The organism is Streptomyces sp. NPDC041124, assembly GCF_055592385.1.
This window is the reverse complement of record NZ_JBVIYR010000013.1, coordinates 77671-99323: the sequence shown is the minus strand read 5'-3', so window position 1 is coordinate 99323 and position 21653 is coordinate 77671. Positions and strand designations below refer to the sequence as shown.

The window sequence follows — 21653 nt, the reverse complement described above, 5'->3', positions numbered from 1 at the left end:
ATCGGGGTGGTCGGGCGCCGTGTCGGGAGGCCGTTCACCGGTGCCCTGGCCATCCTGGGTGACGACGGCCCCTTCCCAGCGACGAGGAGCACGGCATGCCCACGGACCCGGTCGGACGATTCCTGACGGCTCTGGACCCGGAGCACCGGGAGGCCGTCAGCGGCAGACCGCGTGCGGAGCAGGAGCGGCTCGCTGCCGCGTGGGAGCGGGAACTGGAGGCCGACACCGCGCTCGACTCCCTGGACGAGCTGTCACCGCCCGCTGCCGAGGCGGAGGCGGCCCGCCGTGTCATCGGCAGTGAGGGCGGTGCGGGCGGCACGCAGGATTAGTCCCTGGTGGTCAGTGGTGGGCGTGGACGACGGCGTGGCCCTTGCCGCGGCCGATCATCCACTTGTTGACCGGCGTGGTGATCACGAACGCGACGGCGAAGCCGCCGAGCAGCGCCGACCAGAACAGTCCGTCGGACAGGTGCGCGTCCATCGCGCCCGGGGTCAGCGCGATGATCGCGTTGTCGACCAGTTCCATCACCGCGATGGAGACCGTGTCCGCGGCCAGCGCCACCTTGATCGCGGCCTTGAGGGACAGACCCGAGCGCAGGACGGCGAAGAGGGTGAAGGAATAGCCGAAGAGGAAGGCGAGGGAGATCGCGAGGACCATGGTCGGCACGTTGCCCCACAGCAGTGCGGTGCCGATGACCATGCCCAGGATCTCGCCGATGGCACAGCCGGTCAGGCAGTGCAGCGTCGCCTTCACCGCCGTCGGCCAGGACGCGCCGTGGTGCTGGGTCATTCCCGTCATCCCCTTCGCTTGGCGGGTACGCATCGGGTCACGGCCGTAAACCTATACCCCTGGGGGGTATATTCCCCTTTCGGGTCCTTCCCTGGGAGACCGGGCGTCCTCACCCGCGGTGGCGCCCGGCGGCGGCGCGGCGGAGAAACCGGTTGAGGGCTCCGCCGGCCGGCGGAGAGGATGCGGCTCATGTTCTCGCGCACAAACCGCCGCCCCGCCTCCCCGGAACTGGCCGAAGCATGGGAGTGCCTCGACACCGACGACGTACCCGGCGCGCTGCGCCGGCTGCGGCAGGCCGCCACGGCGCCCCTCGCGGAGGTCGCCCTCGTCGTCGGCCGTGCCGCGAGGACCGCCGGGTTCGACGACCTGGACAAGGCGGCCGGGGCGCTGGCCGCGCACCCGGGCCGGCCCGGCGCGCTGTACGACTACGGGTACGCCTGTGTGGAGCGCGGCGTGTCCTACCTGGCGATACCCGCCCTCAGCGAGGCCCTGCGCCTGTCGCAGGGCTCCCCCGCGGTACTGCGGGAACTGGTCTCCGCCTACGAGGACGAGGGCCGGCACCGTGAAGCCGCCGACGCGCTGCTGGCGCACGAGAGCGGCCTCGACGACTGGCCCGACCGTTACCTGCTGGTCCACAACGCCGTCCTGGCCGGTGATCTGGCGCTGGCACGGCGTCAGCACGCGCTGCTGCCCGACCCGCGGGACGCCGTCTGGCTCGGCGCGCGCGACCGGCAGGACCGCGTCCTGCGGCGCGCCGCGAGCGCCGGAGAGGCCGGCCCTCTGGACCCCACGGACCTGCGGGGCTGGCAGTACGTGATGGGCGGCACGGTGCTCGGCACCCTCTCCCCGTACGGGTACGACGCGGGGATGAACGGCCGGTACGGCTGGATCCAAGACACGCACGGCCAGTGCCTGCTCGGTCTGCTGCGGCTGTGGTCCGTACTGGGGGCCGCGGACGTACGTCCCCGTTCGGTGTCGCTGCTGCCGGACCGCGGCAGCAGGATCCTGGGCCTGGCGGCCGCCGGCGTACTGGATCTCCCGGCCGAGCCCTACGAGCCCGGCCGGGAACACACCGTCGTCGTCGCCCACGACCTCAAAGCGACCGCCCGCGAGGCGGAGGGCCCGCGGATCCTGGAAGAACTCCGGGACCGGACGCCGGGTCAGGTGCTGCACGAGCACGCCAGCTGCTGGACCGACCCGCCGGGCGTCACGGCCGACAGTGTCACGCTGCTGCACCAGTCGGCGGTGGCCCCGTGGGCGGCCGGCCTGCGGCGGAGCGCCGATGGGGGTGTGGAGCGCGGGGAGCCCGACGTGCGCCCCGAGGGGGTGATCGCCGCAGAGATCGTGGGCGCGGACCCGACGCCGGACGAGGGCGACGGGCGAACTCCCGCGGACCCCGTCGAAGGCCTCACGGACTTCGTCTCGGCGGTATGCGGCACCTGGCTGCGCGGGGAACGGGCCCGCCTGCGCTCCGCCGGTCCGGTGGCCGGCTCACGGTTCCTCTGAGCGCGCGTCAGCCGCCAGGGTCGCGCGGCGGGACGGGTCGGAACCCGTGCCCGCTGTCGCACCCGCCCACCTCATCCCGGCGACCTGTCGCGGCCCCGGCAGTGGCGCACGCAGGAGGTGACGACCACGAAGGGCCAGACGGACTGAACGGCCGTCACCACCCGTTCCGCCACACCGGCCGCACCGTCGAGGTGCATCTCGATCAGGAACCAGACCGCGCCGGCGGCCATCACGGCGGTCGCCGCGCACGCGGGGGCGGGCCTGAGCGCCCACGGGGCGGCACTCCCGCCGTCGACGGCCAGCACCGGCCACACGGCCAGGAGTACGAATCCGACGACGGCCACCGAACCGTGCCGCAGGGAGCCACCGCTGCTCGGTACCGGGACGAGCGCCACCACCAGTGCCGCCACTCCCCCGCCGGCCAGGGCCAGGCGTCCGGCGGCCGCCGCCGCCCGCAGTCCCCATGCGGTGAGCAGATGGCAGACACCCAGGGCGAAGAGCGCGCCGGTCATGATCCAGAATCCCGCGGCCCCGTACGCCGCCAGGACGCTGATCGTCTGAGTGACGGGGTCGTACGCGGGACCCTCCAGCGACGCCGCGATCACCCATCCCGCGATCAGCAGCGCCGGCGCACACCCGGACGAGAGCAGGACCCATCGGGGAACAATCGGCATCGAACCACCATAGAACGCCCCGCGTGTTCTCAGATTCCGCACACATACGTCCGGACCTGATCCGAGATGAGGCATGGCCGACGGGAGCGTAGGGTGATGTGGGTGCGTTTGCCGTGGTCTGCGGGGCGCGCGTGCGAGACCTTCAGCCCTTCACGCGGAAGGATCAACCATGGGCACGGTCACCACTCCTGACGGCACGGCCATCTTCTACAAGGACTGGGGTCCACGCGACGCCACGCCCGTCGTCTTCCACCACGGCTGGCCACTGAGCAGCGACGACTGGGACAACCAGATGCTGTTCTTCCTCGCCCAGGGGTACCGGGTGATCGCCCACGACCGGCGCGGGCACGGCCGCTCCGGCCAGTCACCCACCGGCCACGAGATGGACACCTACGCCGCCGACGTGGCCGTGTTGACGGACGCCCTCGATCTGCGCGACGCCGTGCACATCGGGCACTCGACGGGCGGCGGCGAGGTCACGCGTTACGTGGCGCGCGCCGGGCGGGGCAGGGTCGGCAAGGCGGTCCTCCTGGGCGCGGTTCCGCCCGTCATGGTCCAGTCGGACAGCAATCCGGGCGGTGTGCCGATCGAGGTGTTCGACGAGCTCCGGGCCGCCCTCGCCGCCAACCGTTCGCAGTTCTACCTGGACTTGCCGTCGGGCCCGTTCTACGGTTTCAACCGGCCCGGCGCGGACGTCTCCCAAGGGCTGATCGACAACTGGTGGCGGCAGGGGATGGCAGGGGCGGCCAACGCCCACTACGAGTGCGTCAAGGCCTTCTCCGAGACCGACTTCACCGAGGACCTGAAGGTCATCGACGTCCCGGTCCTCGTGGCGCACGGCACCGACGACCAGATCGTGCCCTACGCCAACTCGGCGCCGCTGTCGGCCGACCTGCTGAAGCACGGCACCCTCAAGACGTACGAAGGATTTCCGCACGGCATGCCGGCGACCCATCCGGACGTCCTCAACCGGGACATCCTGGAATTCCTGCAGGCGTAGCGCCGCCGCTCCCGCCGCGTGTTCCTCTTCGGCAGTCCGCAGGCCGCCACGGAGGTCTCGGGCCCGGCCCCTGGCCCGGGCAGGCGGCGGTCCACCTGTGCTCCACCGCGCGCCGCGCCGGTTCAGACGTGCTCCGCGGGCTCCTCCTGCCGGGTGTCGGCGAAGGAGTACGGAGGCCAGGGGCCCAGGAAGCGGATGCGCAGTTCCGGCCGTCCCGTCTGCACGTCGCTCAGGACGGCGCCGACGGCGTCGATGTCCTCGTGGCGGACGAGCAGGGCCGCGGACAGGACACCCGTCTCGTCGGCGGTGCGCTGGTTGAAGTCGCGGTCGAGGAGGTCGTCGGCGACGGCCAGCAGGCGGCGGCGGATCCAGGCGTGCAGCGCGTCGGCGACCTCGCCGGCCGCGTTCCGCGCGCGCTGCTCCCGCTGCTTGGCGAGCAGTCTGCGCATGCCGGGGGACCTGTTGTCACCGTCGTCGGCCGCTGTGCCGGCCACCGGGTCGCCACCGGCGACGGCCGCTCGGTCCAGGGTGATCTCGACCCTCAGTTCGCAGCGTCCCGCCAGCGCCTCGAGCCGGCCGGTGATGTCGTCCCGCTCTTCCCTGATCCAGTCCTCCAGGCTCTGCTCGGCACTCCGGCCGGACTCGGTGTCGGCGGCGACCAGGACGTTGAAGGTCATCGGCAGGAGGCCGCCGACGCGTTCCCAGACGGTGGTGACCGCACTGCTCTGTTCCGCCACCCAGCGGCGCACCTGCTCGTCACCGCCCTGGAAGGGGGCCGGCGCGGCGTCGTGCACGAGCGCGGCGACGCCGGTGCCGGGGACGCCGATCAGGCGCACCGGGCGCCCGTCGAGCCCCGTGACGCCGTCGGCCGCGCCCTCACGGTGCGGCAGCAGGGCGTACACGTACAGCGCGCTGTGCTCGCTCATCGACCGGCCTCCTCCGCCCAGCGCCGGGGGTTGACCAGCTTGTCGACCACGTCGTCGACCACGTCGTCCAGACCGCGGTGCAGGTCGGCGACGGAGCCGACGATGCCGTGGTCCTCCTTGATCTGTTCCATCGCCTCGTCCAGTTCCAGCAGGGCGTCGGCCAGACGCTCGGCCTCCTCCGGGTTCAGGTCACCGCCGTCGATGCGGCGCATCGCCTGACGGTCCAGGGCCTCCTGGATGACCTCCACCAAGGTGACCACCAGGGACAGCACTCCGTGCTTGAGGCTCTTCTCGTCCACGGTCAGCGGCATGTCGCGTCTCCCCTCTCCCGGCGGTCCGCCGGGCTCGTCCGCACGCGGTTCATCCGGCCACCACCACCGGTCGGGCGGCTTCCAGCCGCCGCACCCACAGGCCGGGGTCGTCGGCGGCGAGCCGCACCTCCTCACCGGCGGTGGTGGTCACCACCAGGACGCTGCCTTCCCCGGCGGGTCCGTGTCCGGGCACCCGCCGCACCTCGGCCAGGTCGTCCGTCGCCAGCACCAGTGCGGGCCGGGCGTCCAGCGGGGACTTCCAGGTCAGTCCGCCGGCCGTCAGGCGCGCGTTCCCACCACGCCACACCGGGCCCGATCTGCGCGGCTCCTGATACCACAGGTGCCCCTCGGCGAGCGGGGGCTCCTCGTCGGTGACGCGCCCGGGCGCGAGCGCGGGCGCGAGCCGCCCGGCGCAGGCCCGGGTGATCAGGTCGCACAGGGTCTCGGGTTCCTTGGCGGAGAGCAGTTCCCTCCGACCGTCCGCCAGGGTCAGCTCCAGACGCGAGCGCTCCTCGCCCCCCACCGTCCGCTCCGGCTTCAGACGCACGCCGCGCACGCCGGACAGCTCGGTCTGCCAGAGGATCTCCCGCGGTTCCGCGCGCAGGACGACAAGGCGCTGATCGGTGAGGTAGACGGTGCCGGGCCGCCAGCCGTGGTAGACACCCTCGGTCAGCAGGTGACCGCCGCTCATGCGGCGGACGACACCCTCGTCCTCGCGCAGGTCGAGGGCGCGGCGGACGACCGAACGCTCGGCCCAGGCGCGGGTGGCCTCGTCCCAGTCACGCATCATGCCGTACTCCAGCATCGTCTCCATTCCGGCCACGGCCGCCCGGATCGAGACGCCGATCAGCGGGATGTCGGCCACGGCGACGATGAGGTCCAGGTGCAGCACCGCGCCCTTGTTGAGGACGACCTCCACCAGGTCGTCCAGGGTCACTCTCGGCTCCCGGGTGGGCCGCATCGGGGGTCTGTCAGTCGCCACGTCGCCCGGTCTCCCGCTCGCGCCCGGCCGGCAGTTCGGCATCCGCGCCACCGCCCGCGCCGTCGGCCCGACGGCCCGTCAGCTCGGTCTCGCCGGAGCCGTCCCGCAACCGCGCCTGTGCGCTGCGCCAGCCGCACCAAGGACACCACTGGTTGAGCAACTGCTCGACGGGAGCGCGCTTCCCGCACGCCGGGCAGGTGTCCTTCTCCTCCCTGGTCTCGCGCCACGCGGCGGTTTCCGTGTCCGTGCCGGACGGGAACTCAAGCCCGTAGCGGGCCGCCGTCTCGAACGAGGCGAGCGCCGCGCGCAGCCGGATGCCCAGCAGTTCGACCCCGGCCACCGAGACCATGATGTCGGCGTTCAACACCAGGCCCTTGTCCAGCAGTGTCTCCACGACGTGCGCGAGGCTGCCGTCGCCGTCGCGCCGCGGCTGCATGGGCGCGGCCGCCACAGCGGGCGTCGCGCGGGCGGACGGGTCGCGTGCGGCGGCCGGGGCGGGGAAGCCCCGCTCGCTCGGCGTTCCGGAGTAGGTGCTCATTCCAGCCGCCTAACCCCTCTCCCGCCGTTCACACCCCTCAGCCGGTCCGGTGATCGGCCGGGTTGCGCGGCGGAGGGCCACCCGCCGCGTTCACCGTCCGGACTCAGGAAGGTGTGCCCAGGCGCAGGGCGAGAAGGGCGATGTCGTCGTCGTTCTCGGCCGGCCGGACCCTGCTGAGCAGTTCGTCGGTGAAGACCTCCAGCGGGCGGTGCACCAGGGCGGCGGCTTGCCGGCGCAACCGCTCCAGGCCGTCGTCGATGGAGTGGCGGGGGGACTCGATGAGGCCGTCGGTGTACAGCAGCAGGGTGGAGCCGGGCGGGAGCACGTCCGAGGTGTCCGAGCGCGGTGGATGGGTGCCGGTGCCCAGGAGCATGCTGTTGCCTCCCGCGAGGTACCGGGTCACACCCTCGCGAGTGATCAACAACGGCGGAGGGTGGCCCGCGTTGGTCCACTCGAGCTCCCAGGCTCCGTCGTCGCGCCGGGCGAGGGTGCCGAACACAAGCGTGGCCATGGGGACGTCCGTGATGCTCAGCACCGCCCGGTCCACGCGTTCGACGACACGGCTGGGGGGTTCCTTCTGCGACCAGGCGTAGGCGCGCAGTACGTTGCGCACCTGGGCCATGCCCGCCGCGGCGTCGAGGTCGTGCCCCGAGACGTCACCGATGGCCAGGGCGGTGGCATGGTCGGTGAGCGGGAAGGCGTCGTACCAGTCGCCGCCCACGTGGGAGGCGTCCGGCGCGGGCAGGTAGCGGGCCGTCATCTCCAGCCCCGCCACGCGCGGAAGCTGCGGCAACAGGTACCGCTGCATGGTTTCCGCCACTTTGCGCTGCCGTTGGTAGAGGCGGGCGTTGTCCAGCGCCAGGCCGGCGCGCCGCGTGATGTCCTCCACGAGCGCCAGATCGGTGGCGCTGAACTTCTCGGGTCGTTCGGAGCGGCCCAGCGTCAGGGCACCGAGGACGTCACGCAGGCCCCGGATCGGCGCGATGGCCGCCGAGTGCATGTTCGTCGCCTCGAACAGCCGGTGCTGCTCGACGGCGATACCGGTGTCGAGCGCCCCCTCGTACACCCGTGCTTCGGTGATCGTGGAGGCCACGCCGCGCAGGGCCCGTGACAGCGGCATCTGCGACGCGGGCGACACGGGCGTCATCGGGCCCTCGAGCCCCCGATGGTGCGTCAGGGTTTCGTTCTCGGCGTGGACGACCTTGGTGCGCCACACCTCGCCGTGCTCGTTGATCAGGTCGATCACCGCCCAGTCCGCCAGCCGGGGCAGGAGGAGCGACAACAGGCGCTGCAGCGCCTCGTCGACGGACAGGGTCGAGGTCAGTTGTGTGGTCACCTCGGCCAGCAGCGCGAGTCTCTCCAGCTCGTTCAGAGTGCCGTCGCTCGGTGGCTGATCGGCGAGCCCGGCGGGGTCGTCCCTGGGGATGAACAGGACGAGAGTGGTGTCGCCGTCACCGACGCCGCAGGGAACGATCGTCCAGGAGACGGGGAGCAGTGTCCCGTCTCCCCGTTCGAACCATTCCGCGGCGGCCTGGGCGGGACGGCCGGCCATGAAGGCCGGGCGCATGCGGCACTGCGCCCGGGGAAACGCTTCGCCGCGGGCGTTGCGGTGCAGCACGTCGTGCGCGTCCTGCCCGAGGAGTTCCGCGGCGGGCCGGCCCAGGGACCGCTCGCCCTCCGCGTTGACGGCCACGATGCAGCCGCGTGCGTCGACGGCGTAGGCGCCCGTGCCGAGAAGGCCCAGCATCTCCCCGATCGCCGTGCCGGGCGCCGCGAGGCCTTGTTCATCGCCTGAGTCAGTGCTGTCGACCGCCATGCCTTCTCCTCACCCCTCGGTCGGGACGATAGCCCGCCGAAGGAGTTCATCGCCCCGGACGCCCGGCCGATCTCGAAGAAGCCATGGAAGGAGCACCGATCAGATCATCACATGCCCCGGGTCGGGATGAGAGGCCCGGTCCGGGTCGACGGCAGGCACCGACGACGGTGCGCGGGCAGACCCCACCGGGTGGGCCGGTCCGGGACAGGGTCATCACAGGCCGTGCACCGTCGTCAGGTCGGCTAGTCCGGTGATCTCCAGCACCGGCGCCAGCAGCGGCGTGACGACGAGTTCTATGCGGTCGGTGTACCGGAAGAGAACGCTCAGACCGGCGCTGTCGAGGTACTCGACGGCGGTCAGATCGAGCACCAGTGGCCCCTCGGTGGTGTCGATGGCCGTGGCCAGCTCCTCGACGTTGCTCATGTCGATCTCGCCGGCCACCGTCAACAGAGCCGTGCCGTCGGCCCGTCGACCGGACGTGAGGGTGAGCGGTGTGGTCATCAGGCGATCCTCGTGTGCATGTCGACGGTGGTGCCGGTCGCACCGGAAGTGATGGTGACCTGTTGCATCAGAGCGCGCATCAACGCCACCCCACGGCCTCGGTGGGTGCCGACCCCGGGCTGGGGCGTCTTCCACCGTCCGGAGTCGGCGACGGTCAGGCGCAGACCGCCGGCCCGGGCCTCGGCACGCAGCCGGACGGGAGCACCGGGAGCTTCCCGATGACCGTGCTCGATGGCGTTGGCGCAGGCTTCGCCCGCCGCCACCAGGATGTTCTGCAGGGTGTGCCGAGGGAGTTCGCACTGGTCCAGCCAGTTGCGCAGGGCCTTGCGTACCGGAGCGAGCTGAGCGGATTCGGCGGGGAAGGCCACGTCCAGTGGCGCCGGGCGCCGATAGAGGAGCAACGCCACATCGTCGTCGTAGCCGTCGGGAGGGGTCAGCCGGATCATGACTTGGTCGGCGAGGTCGTCGACGGCGGCATCGCGGCCGGCGTGGACGGCTTCGCCCGCCTGGTCGATGCCGGCCGTCAGCGGGCGCCGCCTGCGCTCCACGAGCCCGTCGGTGTAGAGCAGGAGCGTGGCCCGGGCCGGGACGGTGCAGCTGCCCTCGGGGCGGGTCGCGCCCGGCCGCACCGCCAGCGGTACGGACCGTCCTTCGTCGAGCAGGCGGGTGGTGCCGTCGGCGAGGGCGAGGACTCCAGGCGGGTGTCCCGCACTGGAGTAGGTCAGCAGGCCGGTACCGGGGTCGAGGACGCCGCAGAAGACGGTGGTGCACCTCGCTCCGGAGATCCCGTCCGCGAAGTGGTCCAGGGCCATCAGGGTCTGGGCGGGACCCGAGTCCTGCAGCAGCAGGGCACGGCACGCGCTGCGCAGTTGTCCCATGACGGTGGCCGCTCCCAGACCTCGCCCGACGCAGTCGCCGACCACGATGCCGATCCGGCCGTCGGGAAGGGCGACGGTGTCGTACCAGTCGCCGCCGACCTCCAGGGGCGGGGTCGCGGGTTCGTAGCGGACGGCGAAGCCCTCGGGGAGACCGGCCGGGCCGAGGATGGCGCGCTGCAGGGCGAGGGCGGTCTCACGCTGCTGGTCGATCTGGTGCGCGCGGGCCAGTCCCTGGGAGAGCTGCCCGGCCAGCAGGGACAGCAGCAGCTGATCCTCGCCGGTGAACGGACGCCGCGTCCCGAAATCGATCCAGACCACCATCGGACCGTCCGGGTGGTCGAGCGTGATGCCCGCTCCGGCGGCGTCCTGCAGCGGAGTGAGCGACGGCCGGTCGAACCAGCCGGTGACCTTGCCCCGCTCTTCCGCCGACAGGTCCTCCCACTTGAGGCCGGCGTCGGTGGACCTCAGGAGCGGCACGCCGTCCGGCGTCGACACGACGGCGAGCACGCGGTCGGCACGCCAGAGGTTCTTCAGTTCCGTCAGGGTGCCCTCCAGCGCGTCGGACAGGCTGGACGCCCGGGTGAGCCACATGCCCAGGGCCGCCTGGGCGCTCTCCCGCTGGATGGCGTAGTGCTCGGCGGTGACGTCACGGAAGGTGCCGACGGTCACTCGACGTCCGGTGTCCGGGTCCTGCGCCTGGTTGAAGTTGGCCGTCACCCACAGCCGGTGCCCTTCCTGGTGGGTGACGGGGATGGTGTAGGAACCCTTGGGGTTGCCCACCAGCAGGGCGAAGGCTTCGGAGACCTGACCGTGGGCGTCGGGGTCGGTGGCGGCGTCGGGCCACCACGGGTGGACCGGCTCGTAGGGCAGGCCGTCGGGGGCGTAGCCGAGGATGTCGGTGAAAGCCGCGTTGATCTCGATGACGGCCCCCGCCTCGTCACAGACGAAGAACGCCTCCTGCAACGAGTCGACCAGCGCGGTGCGCCAGCGCGCCTGGTGGTTGCGGAGACGGGCCAGCTCGACGTTGGCCCGTACCCGGGCGAGCAGTTCGGCCGCGGCGAAGGGCTTGACGAGATAGTCGTCGGCTCCGGCCTGCAGTCCTTGAATGGACGCCTCCTCCCCGGCCCGGGCGGACAGCAGCACCACCGGAATCGAAGCGGTCCGCGGATCGGAGCGCAGGGCGGTCACGAACCCGAGGCCGTCGAGGCCGGGCATCATCACGTCGCTGATCACCAGGTCGGGTGCGTCGGCACGAACCGCCCGCAACGCCTCGAGCCCGTCCTCGACGGTCTCCACCCGGTATCCGGTGCCGCCCAGGAGGCGTGCCAGGTAGGCACGCATGTCGGCGTTGTCGTCGGCGACCAGCACGCGGGCGGGCCCGTCGGGGTACCCCGACGCGTCGGCGGCCGTCGTCACGGGGCGTACGTCGCCGGGGGCCTCGTCCGGCAGCCAGCGCAGCGCCTCCTGCACATACGGCTCCGCGGCCGACGGTCCCCGGCTCTCCCCGGCGGGCACCAGGGCGTCGGGGTCCAGGTGGTCGGCGCCGAACGGCAGGCGGATGGTGAAGGAGGTGCCCTCCCCCTGGGTGCTGTGGGCGGTGATCGTGCCGCCGTGGAGGTCGATGAGTTCCTTCACCAGGGCCAGCCCGATGCCGCTGCCCTCGTGGGAGCGGGATCGTGCGTTCTCGATGCGGTGGAATCGTTCGAACAGCCGCGGCATCTCTTCGCGCGCCACGCCGATGCCGGTGTCGGCGAGGGTGATCACGGCATGCCCGTCCTCGGCGCGCGCGCTGACGGAGATGAAGCCGTCGAAGGTGAACTTGAGCGCGTTGCTCAGCAGGTTGAGGATCACCTTCTCCCACATGCCGCGGTCGATGTACACCGCCTCGGGGAGCGCGGGACAGTCGACGCGGAACTCGAGGCCGGCTTTCTCGACGGCGGATCTGAAGACGCTGGCCAGGTCGGCCGTGACCCGGGACAGGTCCGAGGACTCGTAGCGGGCCTGCATCCGGCCCGCCTCGATGCGGGAGAAGTCCAGCAGGGAGTTGACGAGCTTGCCCAGCCGCAGTCCGTTGCGGTGGATGACCTCGAGTTCCCCGCGCACGGGTGAACCGGACTGCGGGAACCGGGCGAGCAGTTCTTCGGTCGGTCCCATGATCAGGGCGAGGGGGGTGCGCAGCTCGTGGCTGATGTTGGAGAAGAACGTGGTCTTGGCCCGGTCCAGTTCAGCCAGTTCCTCGGCTCGCCGCTGTTGGGTCTGGTAGCTGCGAGCGCTGGCGATACCTGCCGCGAGATGACCGGCCGCGAGTTCGAGGAAGCCGCGGTAGGCGTCGTCCAGCTCCCGGTACCGGTTCAGTCCGGCGACGAGGAACCCGTACGGCGCGCCACCCTGCCGCAGCAAGGGCAGCACCAGGGCCTGAGTGGGCGACTCGGACCGGTCTCCAGGCGGCAGCGCGGTGAAGGGAGGGCGGTCGAGCGGCACCAGCACGGACTCGCCGTTCGCCGGCGCCGCGGCCGGCCAGACACCGGAGCCGTCGGCCGGTGACGTCCCGGGAGCCGCTGGGTGCCCCGCGGGGAGGCCGGTGGTACCCGCCAGGCGTGCGGAGCCGTCGGGCTGGAGCAGGTAGGTCAGCGTGAAGGGCAGGTCCCGCCTGTTGCGGTCCAGCTGCCTGTCGGTGAACGCCAGCACCTCCTGCTCGGTGCGCACCACGCTGGGGTCGGAGCCGAGGTCGCGCAGGGTCGCCATGCGCCGTTCGCCGATGACGCGCTCGGTCTCCTCGCTGACCACACAGAGCATGCCGACCACCGTGCCGGAGTCGTCACGCAGCGGGCTGTAGCTGAAGGTGTGGTAGGTCTCCTCCGTGTAACCGGACCGTTCCAGGAACAGCAGCAGCCCTTCGTCCCAGGTGGCCCTTCCGGTGGTCATGACGGTGTCGATCCGGGGACCGATGTCGTCCCAGATCTCCCGCCACACCTCGCTCGCCGGCCGTCCCAGCGCCCACGGGTACTTGGCACCCAGCGTGTCGCGCCGGTAGGCGGCGTTGCAGAAGAACGTCAGTTCCGGGCCCCACGCCATCCACATGGAGAACCGCGACGACAGCAGGATGCTCACCGCGGTCCGCAGGCTCTGCGGCCACTCCCGCGGCGGTCCCAGCGGAGTGGCCGACCAGTCGACCAGTCCCAGATGTCCGCCGACCTCATCGTCGGCCGCGAACACGTCCGCGCCGGCCACTGCGGCGCACTCGTGCGCAGCGTCTCCCGAACGCCCCAATGGTCACCCTTTCACTCGCGTCCGTCCGGCCGCCGCGCCCCGGGGCCGGCCGGTTCGGTGTCGGCCGGCGGACCGGCACCGCCGTCCGGGGGCGGTGCACGGGCAGGGACGCCAGGCCGGCCGGTGTCGGCATCGTCGACGGCGCCCGGGGGCACCGTCCCGTCCATGGTGCCGATTCCGTAGGATACGGCCAACCGGTCGGGCACCACTGCGCGGGCGGAGCGGATTGCGAGCACCACGAGCGGGGACAAGGGATGACGGCACGCCTCGGGCGACCTTCCGCGTCTTTGCCGCGCGGCGGGGGGACCCGGCAGGACCGCATCAGCCGCTCCGCGTCGCCGGGCGCCCCCGGCGCCCGGGCGGATGCTCCCGCCGACGCCCGGCTCGGGGCTGTCGGGGGATCGGCGGCCGAGCCGCTACGGACTGTCCGGGTCCCCGTCGTCGTCCGGCAGGTGCCGGCGAGGACGCCGCACCTTCCGCCCTGTGTGTAGCCGCGCACCGCCAGCACCGCATCGAGGAGAACCAGTGACCGACTCGGACGACCTTCTGACCGTGACGCCCCGCCAGGCTACCTCCGGTCCACACGTCCTGGCAGTGGCGGGCGAGCTCGACCACCACTCCGCCCCCGTCCTGGCGGGGGCCGTCGGTGAGGCGCAGTCCGACGACCGCGGCCTGATCCTCGATCTGTCCGCGATGACGTACTGCGACTCCACGGGCATCACGGTGTTCATCACCGCGTACCAGCGGTCCCAGGCCACGGGCGCGCCCTTCGTCCTGGCGGGTGCCAACTCCGATCTGGAGCGGCTCTTCCAGGTGGTCGGCCTCGATCAGGTCTTCACCTTCCACGCCGACGTGGAGACCGCGGTCTCCTCACTGCGGAGTTGAGGAGACCGCCGGCCGTGTGACGCACACGGGGCGTTCCGCCCCTCGGGCTCGCCGGTGAGCAGGCCCGCTGGTCAGCCGCAGGTTCCCGGGGCGCCTGTCCGCGGTGTGTCGCCGCCGATTCCGCAGATCCCGCCCACGACCCCGGCCCGCGGAGGCGAGGAGGGCGAGGTCCGTCCCGGACGGATCGGTCGCCTCCGACCGCCGTCAGCGTGACCGGTCACCGAGGGACGCCCGGCCCTCAGCTCGCAGGTCGCGGGGGTGTCGTCGCCGCGGTGACTTCCCGCCGGCCGGGAGGCCGTCGACGCCGATGCCCGCCCGTACCGGTCCCTCCGGCTGCGGTCCCGTGCGCCCTCCCCCACGATGAAGGCATGGCGTTCATCCGCTCCGCCCGTCCGTACGACGCCTTCCGGGCGCTGGCGGGCCGGCGTGGGCGGCCGGGCGACCGGTTGCTCGAGTCGCTGGCCGAGACCAGGGCCGGAACGCGGGACGGCCCCGAGGACTGGGCACCGGCTGTCGCTTCCCGGGTCGGACTGCCTGCTGCCGCCGCGCTGGGCCCCGCCACCTACTACGCGGACCTCTCCGCCCCGCACGGCGACCGCCACGTGCGGGTGTGCACCGCGACGGCGTGCTTCGCCGCAGGGGGCGGAGGGCACCTCGCGGAGGTGGAGCGTGAGCTGGGTGTCGCCGCGCACACCGCCTCACCGCGCGGCGACGTGTCGCTGCAGACCGTCCGCTGTCTGGGCTACTGCTAGGCGGGACCCGCGGCGCTCGACGGCGACGCGCCGTGCACCGGGGGGAGCCTCCCGGCTCAGATCGCCGGGCGGGAGCCACCGCGCGCGCCGGACATCCCGGCGGTCGACGACACCGGTGACCCGGTCCTGCTGGGCGGTGTGCTCTCCGGTGACCCGGCGTGGCAGGTGTGGCCGGGGACGGTGTCGTCGGGTACTCCGGAGGAGGTTCACCGGGAGGTGGCGGCGTCCGGACTGCGAGGGCGGGGCGGTGCCGGATTCCGCGTGGCGGCGAAATGGGAGGCGGCGGGCCGCGCACCCGGGACCGTGGTGGTCGCCAACGGCGACGAAGGCGATCCGGGTTCGTACGCCGACCGGCTGCTGATGGAGGCCGACCCGGGCCGTGTCCTGGAGGGCCTGGCCCTGGCCTGTTTCGCGTGCGGGGCAGGCCGGGGTCTCGTGCTGGTGCGCTCCGAGTACCCGGCCGCCCTGGCGCGGATGCGGGAGGCGGTGCGCCGGGCGTACGCGGACGGGCATCTCGGGACGTCGGTGCACGGGACGGCCACCTCGCTGGACATCGACGTCGTCGAGGGCGCCGGCTCCTACGTCGCCGGTGAGGAGACCGCTCTCGTCGCGGGGCTGGAGGGCGGTCGCGGATGCGCCCGGCCCCGCCCGCCGTACCCGACCGAGCACGGCCTGTGGAACGCGCCGACCGTGGTCAACAACGTCGAGACCCTGGCGGCCGTCCCCTGGATCGTCCGGCGCGGCGGCCGGACATACGCCCGGCGCGGTACGTCCGGCGAGACGGGAACCAAGCTGGTCTGCCTCTCGGAGCGCTTCGCCCGGCCGGGTTGCTACGAGGTCGAGCTGGGCACACCGGTGCGGCGGATCGTCACCGGGCTGGGAGGCGGTCTGCGGGACGGCGCCGAACTGACGGCGCTCCAGGTCGGCGGGCCGCTGGGCGGCTTCCTCAGCGCCGACGCGCTGGACGTGCCGCTGTCGGAGACGGCGCTGTCGGCCCGGGGCACCGCCCTCGGACACGCCGGGCTCGTCGCCTTCGACGAACGGGTGGCGCCGCAGGACGTGCTGCGTCACGTGTGGGAGTTCGCCGCCGCCGAGAGCTGCGGCGCGTGCTCGCCGTGCCGCGTCGGCTCGCACCGGGGTCTGGAGTGGGCCCGCGCCGGCGCCCCGCCGGGCCAGGAGTGGGAGCGGCTGGCGCGGGTCCTCACCGGGGCGAGCCTGTGTGCCTTCGGGCGGCGGATCCCGCCCGCCGTGCACAGCCTGGCCCGCGCCTACGGGGACCGGCTCCCGGGGTGGCGGCCATGAACGGCATCGTGATCGAGGTCGACGGCTCCGGCGTCACGGTGCCCGAGGAGTCGTCCCTGCTCACGGCGGTGCGGGCGGTCGGCATCGAGTTGCCCGCGCTCTGCTCCGACGACCGGCTCAGTCCCGCCGGGTCGTGCCGTACGTGTGTGGTGCGGGCCGAGGGGCGCGTCGTGGCAGCCTGTGTCACTCCGGCCGCACCCGGCATGCGTGTGGACACCGGCGACGACGACGTGGTCCGGCTGCGCCGGGACGCGGTGGAGGTCATCGTCTCCGCGCTGCCGCCCCGGGCCCTCGCCGACGGCGGCCCCGGCGAACTGGCCCGTGTCTGCCGGTCCCTGGGCATCGGCCCGGAGGCGGCACACGGTGCCGGGGGCCGGGGTGGGGACGACTCCCACCCGTACGTCCACCTGGACCGGGATCTGTGCATCGCCTGCGGCCGGTGCGTACGGATGTGCTCCGAGGTGCAGGGCACCTTCGCCCTCACCCTGGTCGGCCGGGGTGGTGGCACGGTCGTGGCCCCGGGCACCGGCGGGCCCTGGGCCGAGTCGGACTGCGTGGCCTGCGGCGGCTGCGTGGACACCTGCCCCACGGGGGCGATCAGCCAGCCGGGACCGGCGCGCGGGCTCACCTCCGCGTACCTCCCGGCGGAGGGCCGGACGCGTACCACGTGCGGCTACTGCGGCGTGGGCTGCGCCCTCGACGTGATCGCGCGGGACGGTGAGGTCACGGCGGTGCTGCCCGCCCGGGACGGCCCGGTCAATCGCGGCCACGCGTGTGTGAAGGGCCGCTTCTCCCACGGTTTCCGCACCTCCCCGGAACGGCTCACCCGGCCCCTGCTGCGACGCGACGGTGTGCTGGAGCCGGTCGGCTGGGACGAGGCGCTGGCCCACGTCGCCCGGGGCCTGCGGGCCGCCGTCGAGGCGGGCGGCCCGGACTCCGTGGCGGTGATCTCCTCGGCCCGCGCCACCAACGAGGAGAACTACCTCGTACAGAAGTTCCTGCGGGTCGCCGTCGGGACGAACAACGTCGACAACTGCTCCCGCGTCTGCCACTCTCCCTCCGCCGCCGGCCTCACCGCTTCCTTCGGGCTCTCCGGCGGCACCGACACCTTCGACGACGTGGAGCGCTCCGACTGCCTGCTGGTGGTGGGGGCCAATCCCGTCGAGGCCCACCCGGTGGTCGGAGCCCGGCTGCTGCGGCAGGTCCTGCGCGGAGCCCGGCTGGTCGTCGCCGATCCACGTGCCGTGGGCCTCGCCCTGCACGCCGACGTGCACCTGCGACCGCGTCCCGGCACCAACGTGGCGCTCTTCCACGGCCTCGCCCACGTCCTGCTCGCCGAAGGGCTCACCGACGAGGAGTTCCTGCGCGAGCGGGCCACCGGGCTGCCGGAACTCACCGGGCTGCTGGCCGACTACCCGCCCGACCGGGTCGCGGAGCTCACCGGTGTGCCGGCCGCGGACCTGGTCGCCGCCGCCCGCCTCTACGGCAGGGCCGGGCGGCCGGCCATCGTCTACGGCCTCGGCGTGACCGAGCACCTCCACGGCACGGACGGGGTGCGGTCCCTGTCGAACCTGGCGATCCTGCGGGGCGCGGTGGGCACCGACCGCGGCTACGGCGTCAACCCGCTGCGCGGCCAGAACAACGTCCAGGGCGCCTCGGACATGGGTGCCCTGCCGGATCTCCTGCCCGGGTACGGCAAGGTCACCGACGCCGCCGCCCGCTCGCGGGCCGAGGCCGTGTGGGGCGTACCGGTCCCGGCGCGGCCCGGGCTGCGCATCCCGGACATGTTCGCCGCCGCGCGGGCCGGCGGGCTGCGCGCCCTGTGGATCGTGGGCGAGGACGTCTGCGCGACCGACCCCGACGCCACCCAGGTGGCCCGGGCCCTGGACGCCTGCCCGCTCGTCGTCTGCAGCGAACTGTTCCTGTCCGCAACCGCCCGGCACGCCGATGTCGTCCTGCCCGCCGCGTCCTGGCTGGAGAAGGACGGCACCTTCGTCAACTTCGACCGCCGGTTCCAGCGGGTCCGCCCCGCCGTGCCCCCGCCGGGGCAGGCCCGCACCGACTTCGACATCCTCCACTCCGTCGCCGGGGCCATGGGAGTCGGCCTGGGCTGCCCGACTCCCGCCGACGCCCTCGCCGAGTGCGGCCGGGTCGCGCCCGTCTTCGCCGGGCTCTCCCACGAGCGCCTGGACCGGGAAGGCTCCGTGCCGTGGCCCTGCCCCTCCCCGCACGGGCCCGGAGAGGCCAAGCTGTATGCGGAGCGCTTCGTGACACCGGACGGGCGGGCCCACCTGGCCGCCGCCCCCTACCTCCCGCCCGGCGAACAGCCCGACGACGCCTACCCGCTGGTCCTGGTGACCGGGCGGCGCTGGGCGCACTACAACTCCGGGAGCATGACGCGGCGCGGCGGCAACCTGGCGCTCGATCCGGTCGACTTCCTGGACCTTCACGCCGACGACGCGGGCCGGTACGGACTGCGGGACGGCCAGGGCGTCACCGTGGAGAGCCGGCACGGCCGGGCCCGGCTGGTGGTCCGCGTCAGTGAGCAGACGGCCCCCGGGCAGGTCTTCTGCTCCTTCCACTTCCCCGCGAGCGGGGTGAACCGCCTGACGTCCGACGTCACGGACACCGTCACGTCCTGCCCGGAGTACAAGGTCACGGCGGTCCGAGTGGCCGCGTCGTGACGAGGCGGCCGACCGTGCCGCGGCGGTCGACCGGGAACGCCGGACGCTCCCTCAGGTCCGCGCGTAGGTCAGGCAGTCGACCTGCTCCTGCTCGTAACCGACGGTGATGGACGGGGCGTGGCACTCCAGCCCGGTGTTGTGCCGGCAGTCGGCCATCTTGCACGCGCCGACCCGGCCGGTGACGGACGGCTCGCCGCCCTCCAGGTCGGAGCCCATGAACGTGTCGCAGACGGGACTGCTGAGGTCTCCCACGGTGATCGCCACGGCGTGGCAGGTGTGGTCGTGGTTGTAGGCGCAGCCCTCGGCCGCGCATTCGCTGATGACCGGCAGTTGCATGACGGGTGTGGCTGCCATGAGGGGGCCTGCTTTCTCTCGAGGTGTCGTGCGGACCGGTCGCCGCGGTAGCGGCCCTCCGGGGCGACATGTCACGCCACCACCGTGAGCGGTCACAGCTCCGGCTCGCCGGACCGGCACCTCAGCTCGTCCACGTCCCGTGCGAGCCCGGTGAGGCACGCGGGAACGCTCCCTGACTCTTCCACTGTCCGCGATGCCCGGCAGCGGCGCACGTCGGCACGGGGCGCACGTCGGTTCAGTCCCGTCGGGGGACGACCGCCACCGGGCACTCGGCGTGATGCAGCAGGGCGTGAGCCACCCTGCCGAGTTGCAGACCGACGTGACCGTGGCGCCCGCGCGCCCCCACGACCACCAGGTCGGCCTCGGAGGAGGCGTCCAGGAGCGCCTTGTGGGCGGGGCCTTCGACCACCTGACGGCGCACTTCGACCGGCGGGTGGTTCCCTGCGGCGTCGCGCAGCGCGTCGGTGAGGAGGGCGGAGGCGCGCTCCTGCCCGGAACCGGCGGCGTCGTCCGCGAGCAAGGGGTGGTCCGCGTGCTCGTGGGCGGGGCGGCGCCAGGCCCTGACGGCGTGCAGGCCGCAGCCGCGTGCCTGCGCCTCGCGGATGGCGAACCGCATGGCGGCCGTACCTTCCGCGGAGTCGCCGACGCCGACCACCACCCGGCCGAAGGACCCCTCCCGGTTCGGCTTTCCGCCGCGCACCACGACCACCGGGCACTCGGCACGGGCGGCCACCGTGAGGCTCACCGATCCCAGCAGCATGCCGGCGATGCCTCCGCGGCCGCGGGAGCCGGTGACCAGGGCGGAGGCTTCGTGAGCCGCGTGCAGGAGCGCGGACACGGCGTCGTCGGGCAGTACGTCGCTCGACACCTTCAGCTCCGGGTTGCGCAGCCGGGCGCGTTCCGCGCAGGACGCGGCGATGTGTTCGGCCATGACCTCTTCGGCCGGACGGTCCGTCCGGAAGGACGGGAGACCTCCCTCGTACCGCTCCCACAAGGAGGCGTGGACCAGCCGCAGGGGCAGCCCGCGGCGGGCAGCCTCGTCCACGGCCCAGTCGACGGCCTCCAGGCTGGAATCCGATCCGTCGACACCCACGATCAGCGGGAGTTCCACGGTCTCCACCACCTTCCTGCCCGGCCACTGCCTCGACGTCCCTGTCCATACCGTCGCACCGCACGGGTCGCGTCGCGACACAGGGACACGTCAAGGAGCCCGGCCCGGGTTGCACTGTACCGATTTGCGACGATCGTGGAGTGGTACGGCCGACGAGGAACGGGGCGCTTCGGAGGTCCTGGTGAAGGGAAGGCGATCGTGGTTGCCAGAAGCGGCGTCTTCGGCGCACTGACCAAGGAACACCGTGACCGACTCATGCCCCTCGCCCGCGAGGTGTCGTTCGCCACCGACGAGCGCATCTTCGACGAGGGCGGAAGGGCCGACCGCTTCTGGATCGTGCACACGGGCACCGTCGCCCTCGACGTGCACGTGCCCGGCCGCCGCGCGGCGGTCGTCGGAACCATCGGCGCCGGGGAACTGCTGGGCTGGTCCTGGCTGATCCCTCCTTATGACTGGCACCTGGGGGCCCGGGCCGCCAGCCCGGTACGCGCCTACGAGTACGACGCGGCCGCGGTCCGTGCGCTGTGCGAGGACGACCCGGAGCTGGATCACGCGCTGCTCACCTATGTCGTCGGCGTGATCGCGCGCCGGCTCAGGTCCGCCCGGGTGCGACTGCTCGACCTGTACGCACCTCACGGCGCCGGCGAGGTGCCCTGAGGAGGCGAGACGAGGCGGCACCCTGCACGCCGCACACCGCACGCTCGTCCTCCAGGTGATCGGCGTCCCCCTGCGCCCCTACGCGCTCCTCCCCCGACGATGACGCTGCCACCGCCGCGGGTACACGGTTCCTACCGTTCCTACCCGCGGTTTCCCGCCGATCTTCCCGTGGCAGGGCGGCGGGTGGTGCTGCGGCTGCGGGTCCGCCGGTTCACGTGCGAGGACACCTCATGCGAGCGGCGGACGTTCGTCGAGCAGGTCACAGCCTGACCCGCCGACACAGCCAGCGGACCGAACGAATGCGGTCGGCGCCGGCCGAGGTCGGCCTCGCGGTAGCCGGCCGCGCCGGTGCCCGGTTGGCCGACGTCCTCTGGGCGAGAGCCAGCCGGAACAAGTCCTGCGACGGGTCGATGCGCTCCCGGAGCCTCAGCCGCGGACTCCGAGGGTGGTCGGCGTCGACGAGTACGCGATGCGCAAGGGGCGTGTCCACGGGACCGTCCTGGTCGATGTCGGGAGACGCCGACCGGTTGACTTGCTGCCGGATCGCGAGGCGGCCACGGTCGCGGCCTGGCTGGCCGAACGCCCGGGGATCGAGGTCGCTGCCGTGACCGTGCTCCGTTCTTCACAGAGGGCGCCAGCATCGGGGCACCCACCGCCGTCCAGAATGCCGGCCGTTCCCACCTCTGGCGCAACCTCGGCGAAGCCGCGGAGCGGTGC

General features: G+C 72.9%; 20 protein-coding genes. 9 read left to right on the top strand and 11 right to left on the bottom strand.

The genetic code is table 11. The annotated features are described in order from the left end of the window. Nucleotides 1-95 precede the first annotated feature (95 nt). The gene (locus ACZ6A9_RS29550) at nucleotides 96-329 is read left to right on the top strand and encodes a hypothetical protein (protein WP_228968864.1); all 234 of its coding nucleotides are present in this window, start codon (nucleotides 96-98) and stop codon (nucleotides 327-329) included. Between the two features lie 10 nt (nucleotides 330-339). Here the strand turns inward: ACZ6A9_RS29550 and ACZ6A9_RS29545 are convergent, their stop codons facing one another. Beyond that, the gene (locus ACZ6A9_RS29545) at nucleotides 340-822 is read right to left on the bottom strand and encodes a DUF4396 domain-containing protein (RefSeq protein WP_468991525.1); all 483 of its coding nucleotides are present in this window, start codon (nucleotides 820-822) and stop codon (nucleotides 340-342) included. A gap of 156 nt (nucleotides 823-978) precedes the next feature. Between ACZ6A9_RS29545 and ACZ6A9_RS29540 the strand changes: the two genes are divergently transcribed. Then, nucleotides 979-2295, top strand: a complete 1317-nt coding sequence (locus ACZ6A9_RS29540) for a tetratricopeptide repeat protein (protein ID WP_468991523.1) — start codon at nucleotides 979-981, stop codon at nucleotides 2293-2295. A gap of 71 nt (nucleotides 2296-2366) precedes the next feature. Here ACZ6A9_RS29540 and ACZ6A9_RS29535 read toward each other — a convergent pair whose 3' ends face one another. Beyond that, nucleotides 2367-2969, bottom strand: coding sequence for a DUF998 domain-containing protein (locus ACZ6A9_RS29535; protein ID WP_468991519.1), 603 nt, complete (start codon nucleotides 2967-2969; stop codon nucleotides 2367-2369). Nucleotides 2970-3138: 169 nt separating this feature from the next. Between ACZ6A9_RS29535 and ACZ6A9_RS29530 the strand changes: the two genes are divergently transcribed. Further along, nucleotides 3139-3969 (top strand): alpha/beta fold hydrolase, encoded by an 831-nt coding sequence (locus ACZ6A9_RS29530; RefSeq protein ID WP_468991517.1) that lies wholly within the window; start codon nucleotides 3139-3141, stop codon nucleotides 3967-3969. 122 nt (nucleotides 3970-4091) lie between these two features. On the opposite strand, the gene ACZ6A9_RS29525 is transcribed toward ACZ6A9_RS29530, so the two are convergent. The 7 genes from ACZ6A9_RS29525 to ACZ6A9_RS29495 form a co-directional block, all read right to left on the bottom strand. Continuing rightward, nucleotides 4092-4895 (bottom strand): GvpL/GvpF family gas vesicle protein, encoded by an 804-nt coding sequence (locus ACZ6A9_RS29525; protein WP_468991514.1) that lies wholly within the window; start codon nucleotides 4893-4895, stop codon nucleotides 4092-4094. Continuing rightward, complete coding sequence (locus ACZ6A9_RS29520; protein WP_468991509.1) at nucleotides 4892-5206, bottom strand: gas vesicle protein K; 315 nt, start codon at nucleotides 5204-5206, stop codon at nucleotides 4892-4894. The genes ACZ6A9_RS29525 and ACZ6A9_RS29520 overlap by 4 nt, the downstream gene beginning before the upstream one ends. 49 nt (nucleotides 5207-5255) lie before the next feature. Further along, nucleotides 5256-6143 carry a gas vesicle protein gene (locus ACZ6A9_RS29515; protein WP_468991507.1) on the bottom strand — a complete coding sequence of 296 codons (888 nt, stop codon included), beginning with the start codon at nucleotides 6141-6143 and terminating at the stop codon, nucleotides 5256-5258. Between the two features lie 34 nt (nucleotides 6144-6177). After that, nucleotides 6178-6726 (bottom strand): gas vesicle protein, encoded by a 549-nt coding sequence (locus tag ACZ6A9_RS29510; RefSeq protein ID WP_468991505.1) that lies wholly within the window; start codon nucleotides 6724-6726, stop codon nucleotides 6178-6180. Between the two features lie 103 nt (nucleotides 6727-6829). Beyond that, complete coding sequence (locus ACZ6A9_RS29505) at nucleotides 6830-8542, bottom strand: PP2C family protein-serine/threonine phosphatase (protein WP_468991502.1); 1713 nt, start codon at nucleotides 8540-8542, stop codon at nucleotides 6830-6832. Nucleotides 8543-8755: 213 nt separating this feature from the next. Next, the gene (locus ACZ6A9_RS29500; RefSeq protein WP_468991499.1) at nucleotides 8756-9043 is read right to left on the bottom strand and encodes an STAS domain-containing protein; all 288 of its coding nucleotides are present in this window, start codon (nucleotides 9041-9043) and stop codon (nucleotides 8756-8758) included. Further along, the gene (locus ACZ6A9_RS29495) at nucleotides 9043-13191 is read right to left on the bottom strand and encodes a SpoIIE family protein phosphatase (RefSeq protein ID WP_468991495.1); all 4149 of its coding nucleotides are present in this window, start codon (nucleotides 13189-13191) and stop codon (nucleotides 9043-9045) included. Before ACZ6A9_RS29495 ends, ACZ6A9_RS29500 begins: the two co-directional genes overlap by 1 nt. Nucleotides 13192-13716: 525 nt before the next feature. On the opposite strand from ACZ6A9_RS29495, the gene ACZ6A9_RS29490 reads away from it, so the two are divergent. The 4 genes from ACZ6A9_RS29490 to fdhF all read left to right on the top strand — a co-directional run bounded on the left by ACZ6A9_RS29490 (nucleotide 13717) and on the right by fdhF (nucleotide 18814). Then, the gene (locus ACZ6A9_RS29490) at nucleotides 13717-14076 is read left to right on the top strand and encodes an STAS domain-containing protein (protein ID WP_468991492.1); all 360 of its coding nucleotides are present in this window, start codon (nucleotides 13717-13719) and stop codon (nucleotides 14074-14076) included. A gap of 368 nt (nucleotides 14077-14444) precedes the next feature. Then, nucleotides 14445-14828 (top strand): NAD(P)H-dependent oxidoreductase subunit E, encoded by a 384-nt coding sequence (locus ACZ6A9_RS29485; protein ID WP_468991490.1) that lies wholly within the window; start codon nucleotides 14445-14447, stop codon nucleotides 14826-14828. 138 nt (nucleotides 14829-14966) lie between these two features. Further along, nucleotides 14967-16130, top strand: coding sequence for an NADH-ubiquinone oxidoreductase-F iron-sulfur binding region domain-containing protein (locus tag ACZ6A9_RS29480; RefSeq protein ID WP_468991488.1), 1164 nt, complete (start codon nucleotides 14967-14969; stop codon nucleotides 16128-16130). Continuing rightward, nucleotides 16127-18814, top strand: a complete 2688-nt coding sequence (gene fdhF, locus ACZ6A9_RS29475; protein ID WP_468991485.1) for a formate dehydrogenase subunit alpha — start codon at nucleotides 16127-16129, stop codon at nucleotides 18812-18814. The genes ACZ6A9_RS29480 and fdhF overlap by 4 nt, the downstream gene beginning before the upstream one ends. Before the next feature lie 51 nt (nucleotides 18815-18865). Here fdhF and ACZ6A9_RS29470 read toward each other — a convergent pair whose 3' ends face one another. Both ACZ6A9_RS29470 and ACZ6A9_RS29465 read right to left on the bottom strand, forming a co-directional pair. Continuing rightward, nucleotides 18866-19168, bottom strand: coding sequence for a DUF1540 domain-containing protein (locus ACZ6A9_RS29470; RefSeq protein ID WP_468991483.1), 303 nt, complete (start codon nucleotides 19166-19168; stop codon nucleotides 18866-18868). A 235-nt stretch (nucleotides 19169-19403) separates the two neighbouring features. After that, nucleotides 19404-20279 (bottom strand): universal stress protein, encoded by an 876-nt coding sequence (locus tag ACZ6A9_RS29465; protein WP_468991478.1) that lies wholly within the window; start codon nucleotides 20277-20279, stop codon nucleotides 19404-19406. A 255-nt stretch (nucleotides 20280-20534) separates the two neighbouring features. On the opposite strand from ACZ6A9_RS29465, the gene ACZ6A9_RS29460 reads away from it, so the two are divergent. Continuing rightward, nucleotides 20535-20936, top strand: a complete 402-nt coding sequence (locus ACZ6A9_RS29460) for a Crp/Fnr family transcriptional regulator (protein ID WP_468991733.1) — start codon at nucleotides 20535-20537, stop codon at nucleotides 20934-20936. Nucleotides 20937-21035: 99 nt separating this feature from the next. Beyond that, nucleotides 21036-21206: a transposase family protein gene (locus ACZ6A9_RS29455; RefSeq protein WP_468991476.1), complete on the top strand. Its 171-nt coding sequence runs from the start codon at nucleotides 21036-21038 to the stop codon at nucleotides 21204-21206. Nucleotides 21207-21653 lie beyond the last annotated feature (447 nt).

Coding starts and splice junctions, on each gene's coding strand:
- ACZ6A9_RS29530 (WP_468991517.1), top strand. CDS start 3,139: ATGGGCACGGTCACCACTCCTGACGGCACGGCCATCTTCTACAAGGAC.
- ACZ6A9_RS29510 (WP_468991505.1), bottom strand. CDS start 6,726: ATGAGCACCTACTCCGGAACGCCGAGCGAGCGGGGCTTCCCCGCCCCG.
- ACZ6A9_RS29535 (WP_468991519.1), bottom strand. CDS start 2,969: ATGCCGATTGTTCCCCGATGGGTCCTGCTCTCGTCCGGGTGTGCGCCG.
- ACZ6A9_RS29505 (WP_468991502.1), bottom strand. CDS start 8,542: ATGGCGGTCGACAGCACTGACTCAGGCGATGAACAAGGCCTCGCGGCG.
- ACZ6A9_RS29485 (WP_468991490.1), top strand. CDS start 14,445: ATGGCGTTCATCCGCTCCGCCCGTCCGTACGACGCCTTCCGGGCGCTG.
- ACZ6A9_RS29550 (WP_228968864.1), top strand. CDS start 96: ATGCCCACGGACCCGGTCGGACGATTCCTGACGGCTCTGGACCCGGAG.
- ACZ6A9_RS29460 (WP_468991733.1), top strand. CDS start 20,535: ATGCCCCTCGCCCGCGAGGTGTCGTTCGCCACCGACGAGCGCATCTTC.
- fdhF (WP_468991485.1), top strand. CDS start 16,127: ATGAACGGCATCGTGATCGAGGTCGACGGCTCCGGCGTCACGGTGCCC.
- ACZ6A9_RS29545 (WP_468991525.1), bottom strand. CDS start 822: ATGCGTACCCGCCAAGCGAAGGGGATGACGGGAATGACCCAGCACCAC.
- ACZ6A9_RS29540 (WP_468991523.1), top strand. CDS start 979: ATGTTCTCGCGCACAAACCGCCGCCCCGCCTCCCCGGAACTGGCCGAA.
- ACZ6A9_RS29525 (WP_468991514.1), bottom strand. CDS start 4,895: ATGAGCGAGCACAGCGCGCTGTACGTGTACGCCCTGCTGCCGCACCGT.
- ACZ6A9_RS29455 (WP_468991476.1), top strand. CDS start 21,036: ATGACGCTGCCACCGCCGCGGGTACACGGTTCCTACCGTTCCTACCCG.
- ACZ6A9_RS29500 (WP_468991499.1), bottom strand. CDS start 9,043: ATGACCACACCGCTCACCCTCACGTCCGGTCGACGGGCCGACGGCACG.
- ACZ6A9_RS29470 (WP_468991483.1), bottom strand. CDS start 19,168: ATGGCAGCCACACCCGTCATGCAACTGCCGGTCATCAGCGAATGCGCG.
- ACZ6A9_RS29520 (WP_468991509.1), bottom strand. CDS start 5,206: ATGCCGCTGACCGTGGACGAGAAGAGCCTCAAGCACGGAGTGCTGTCC.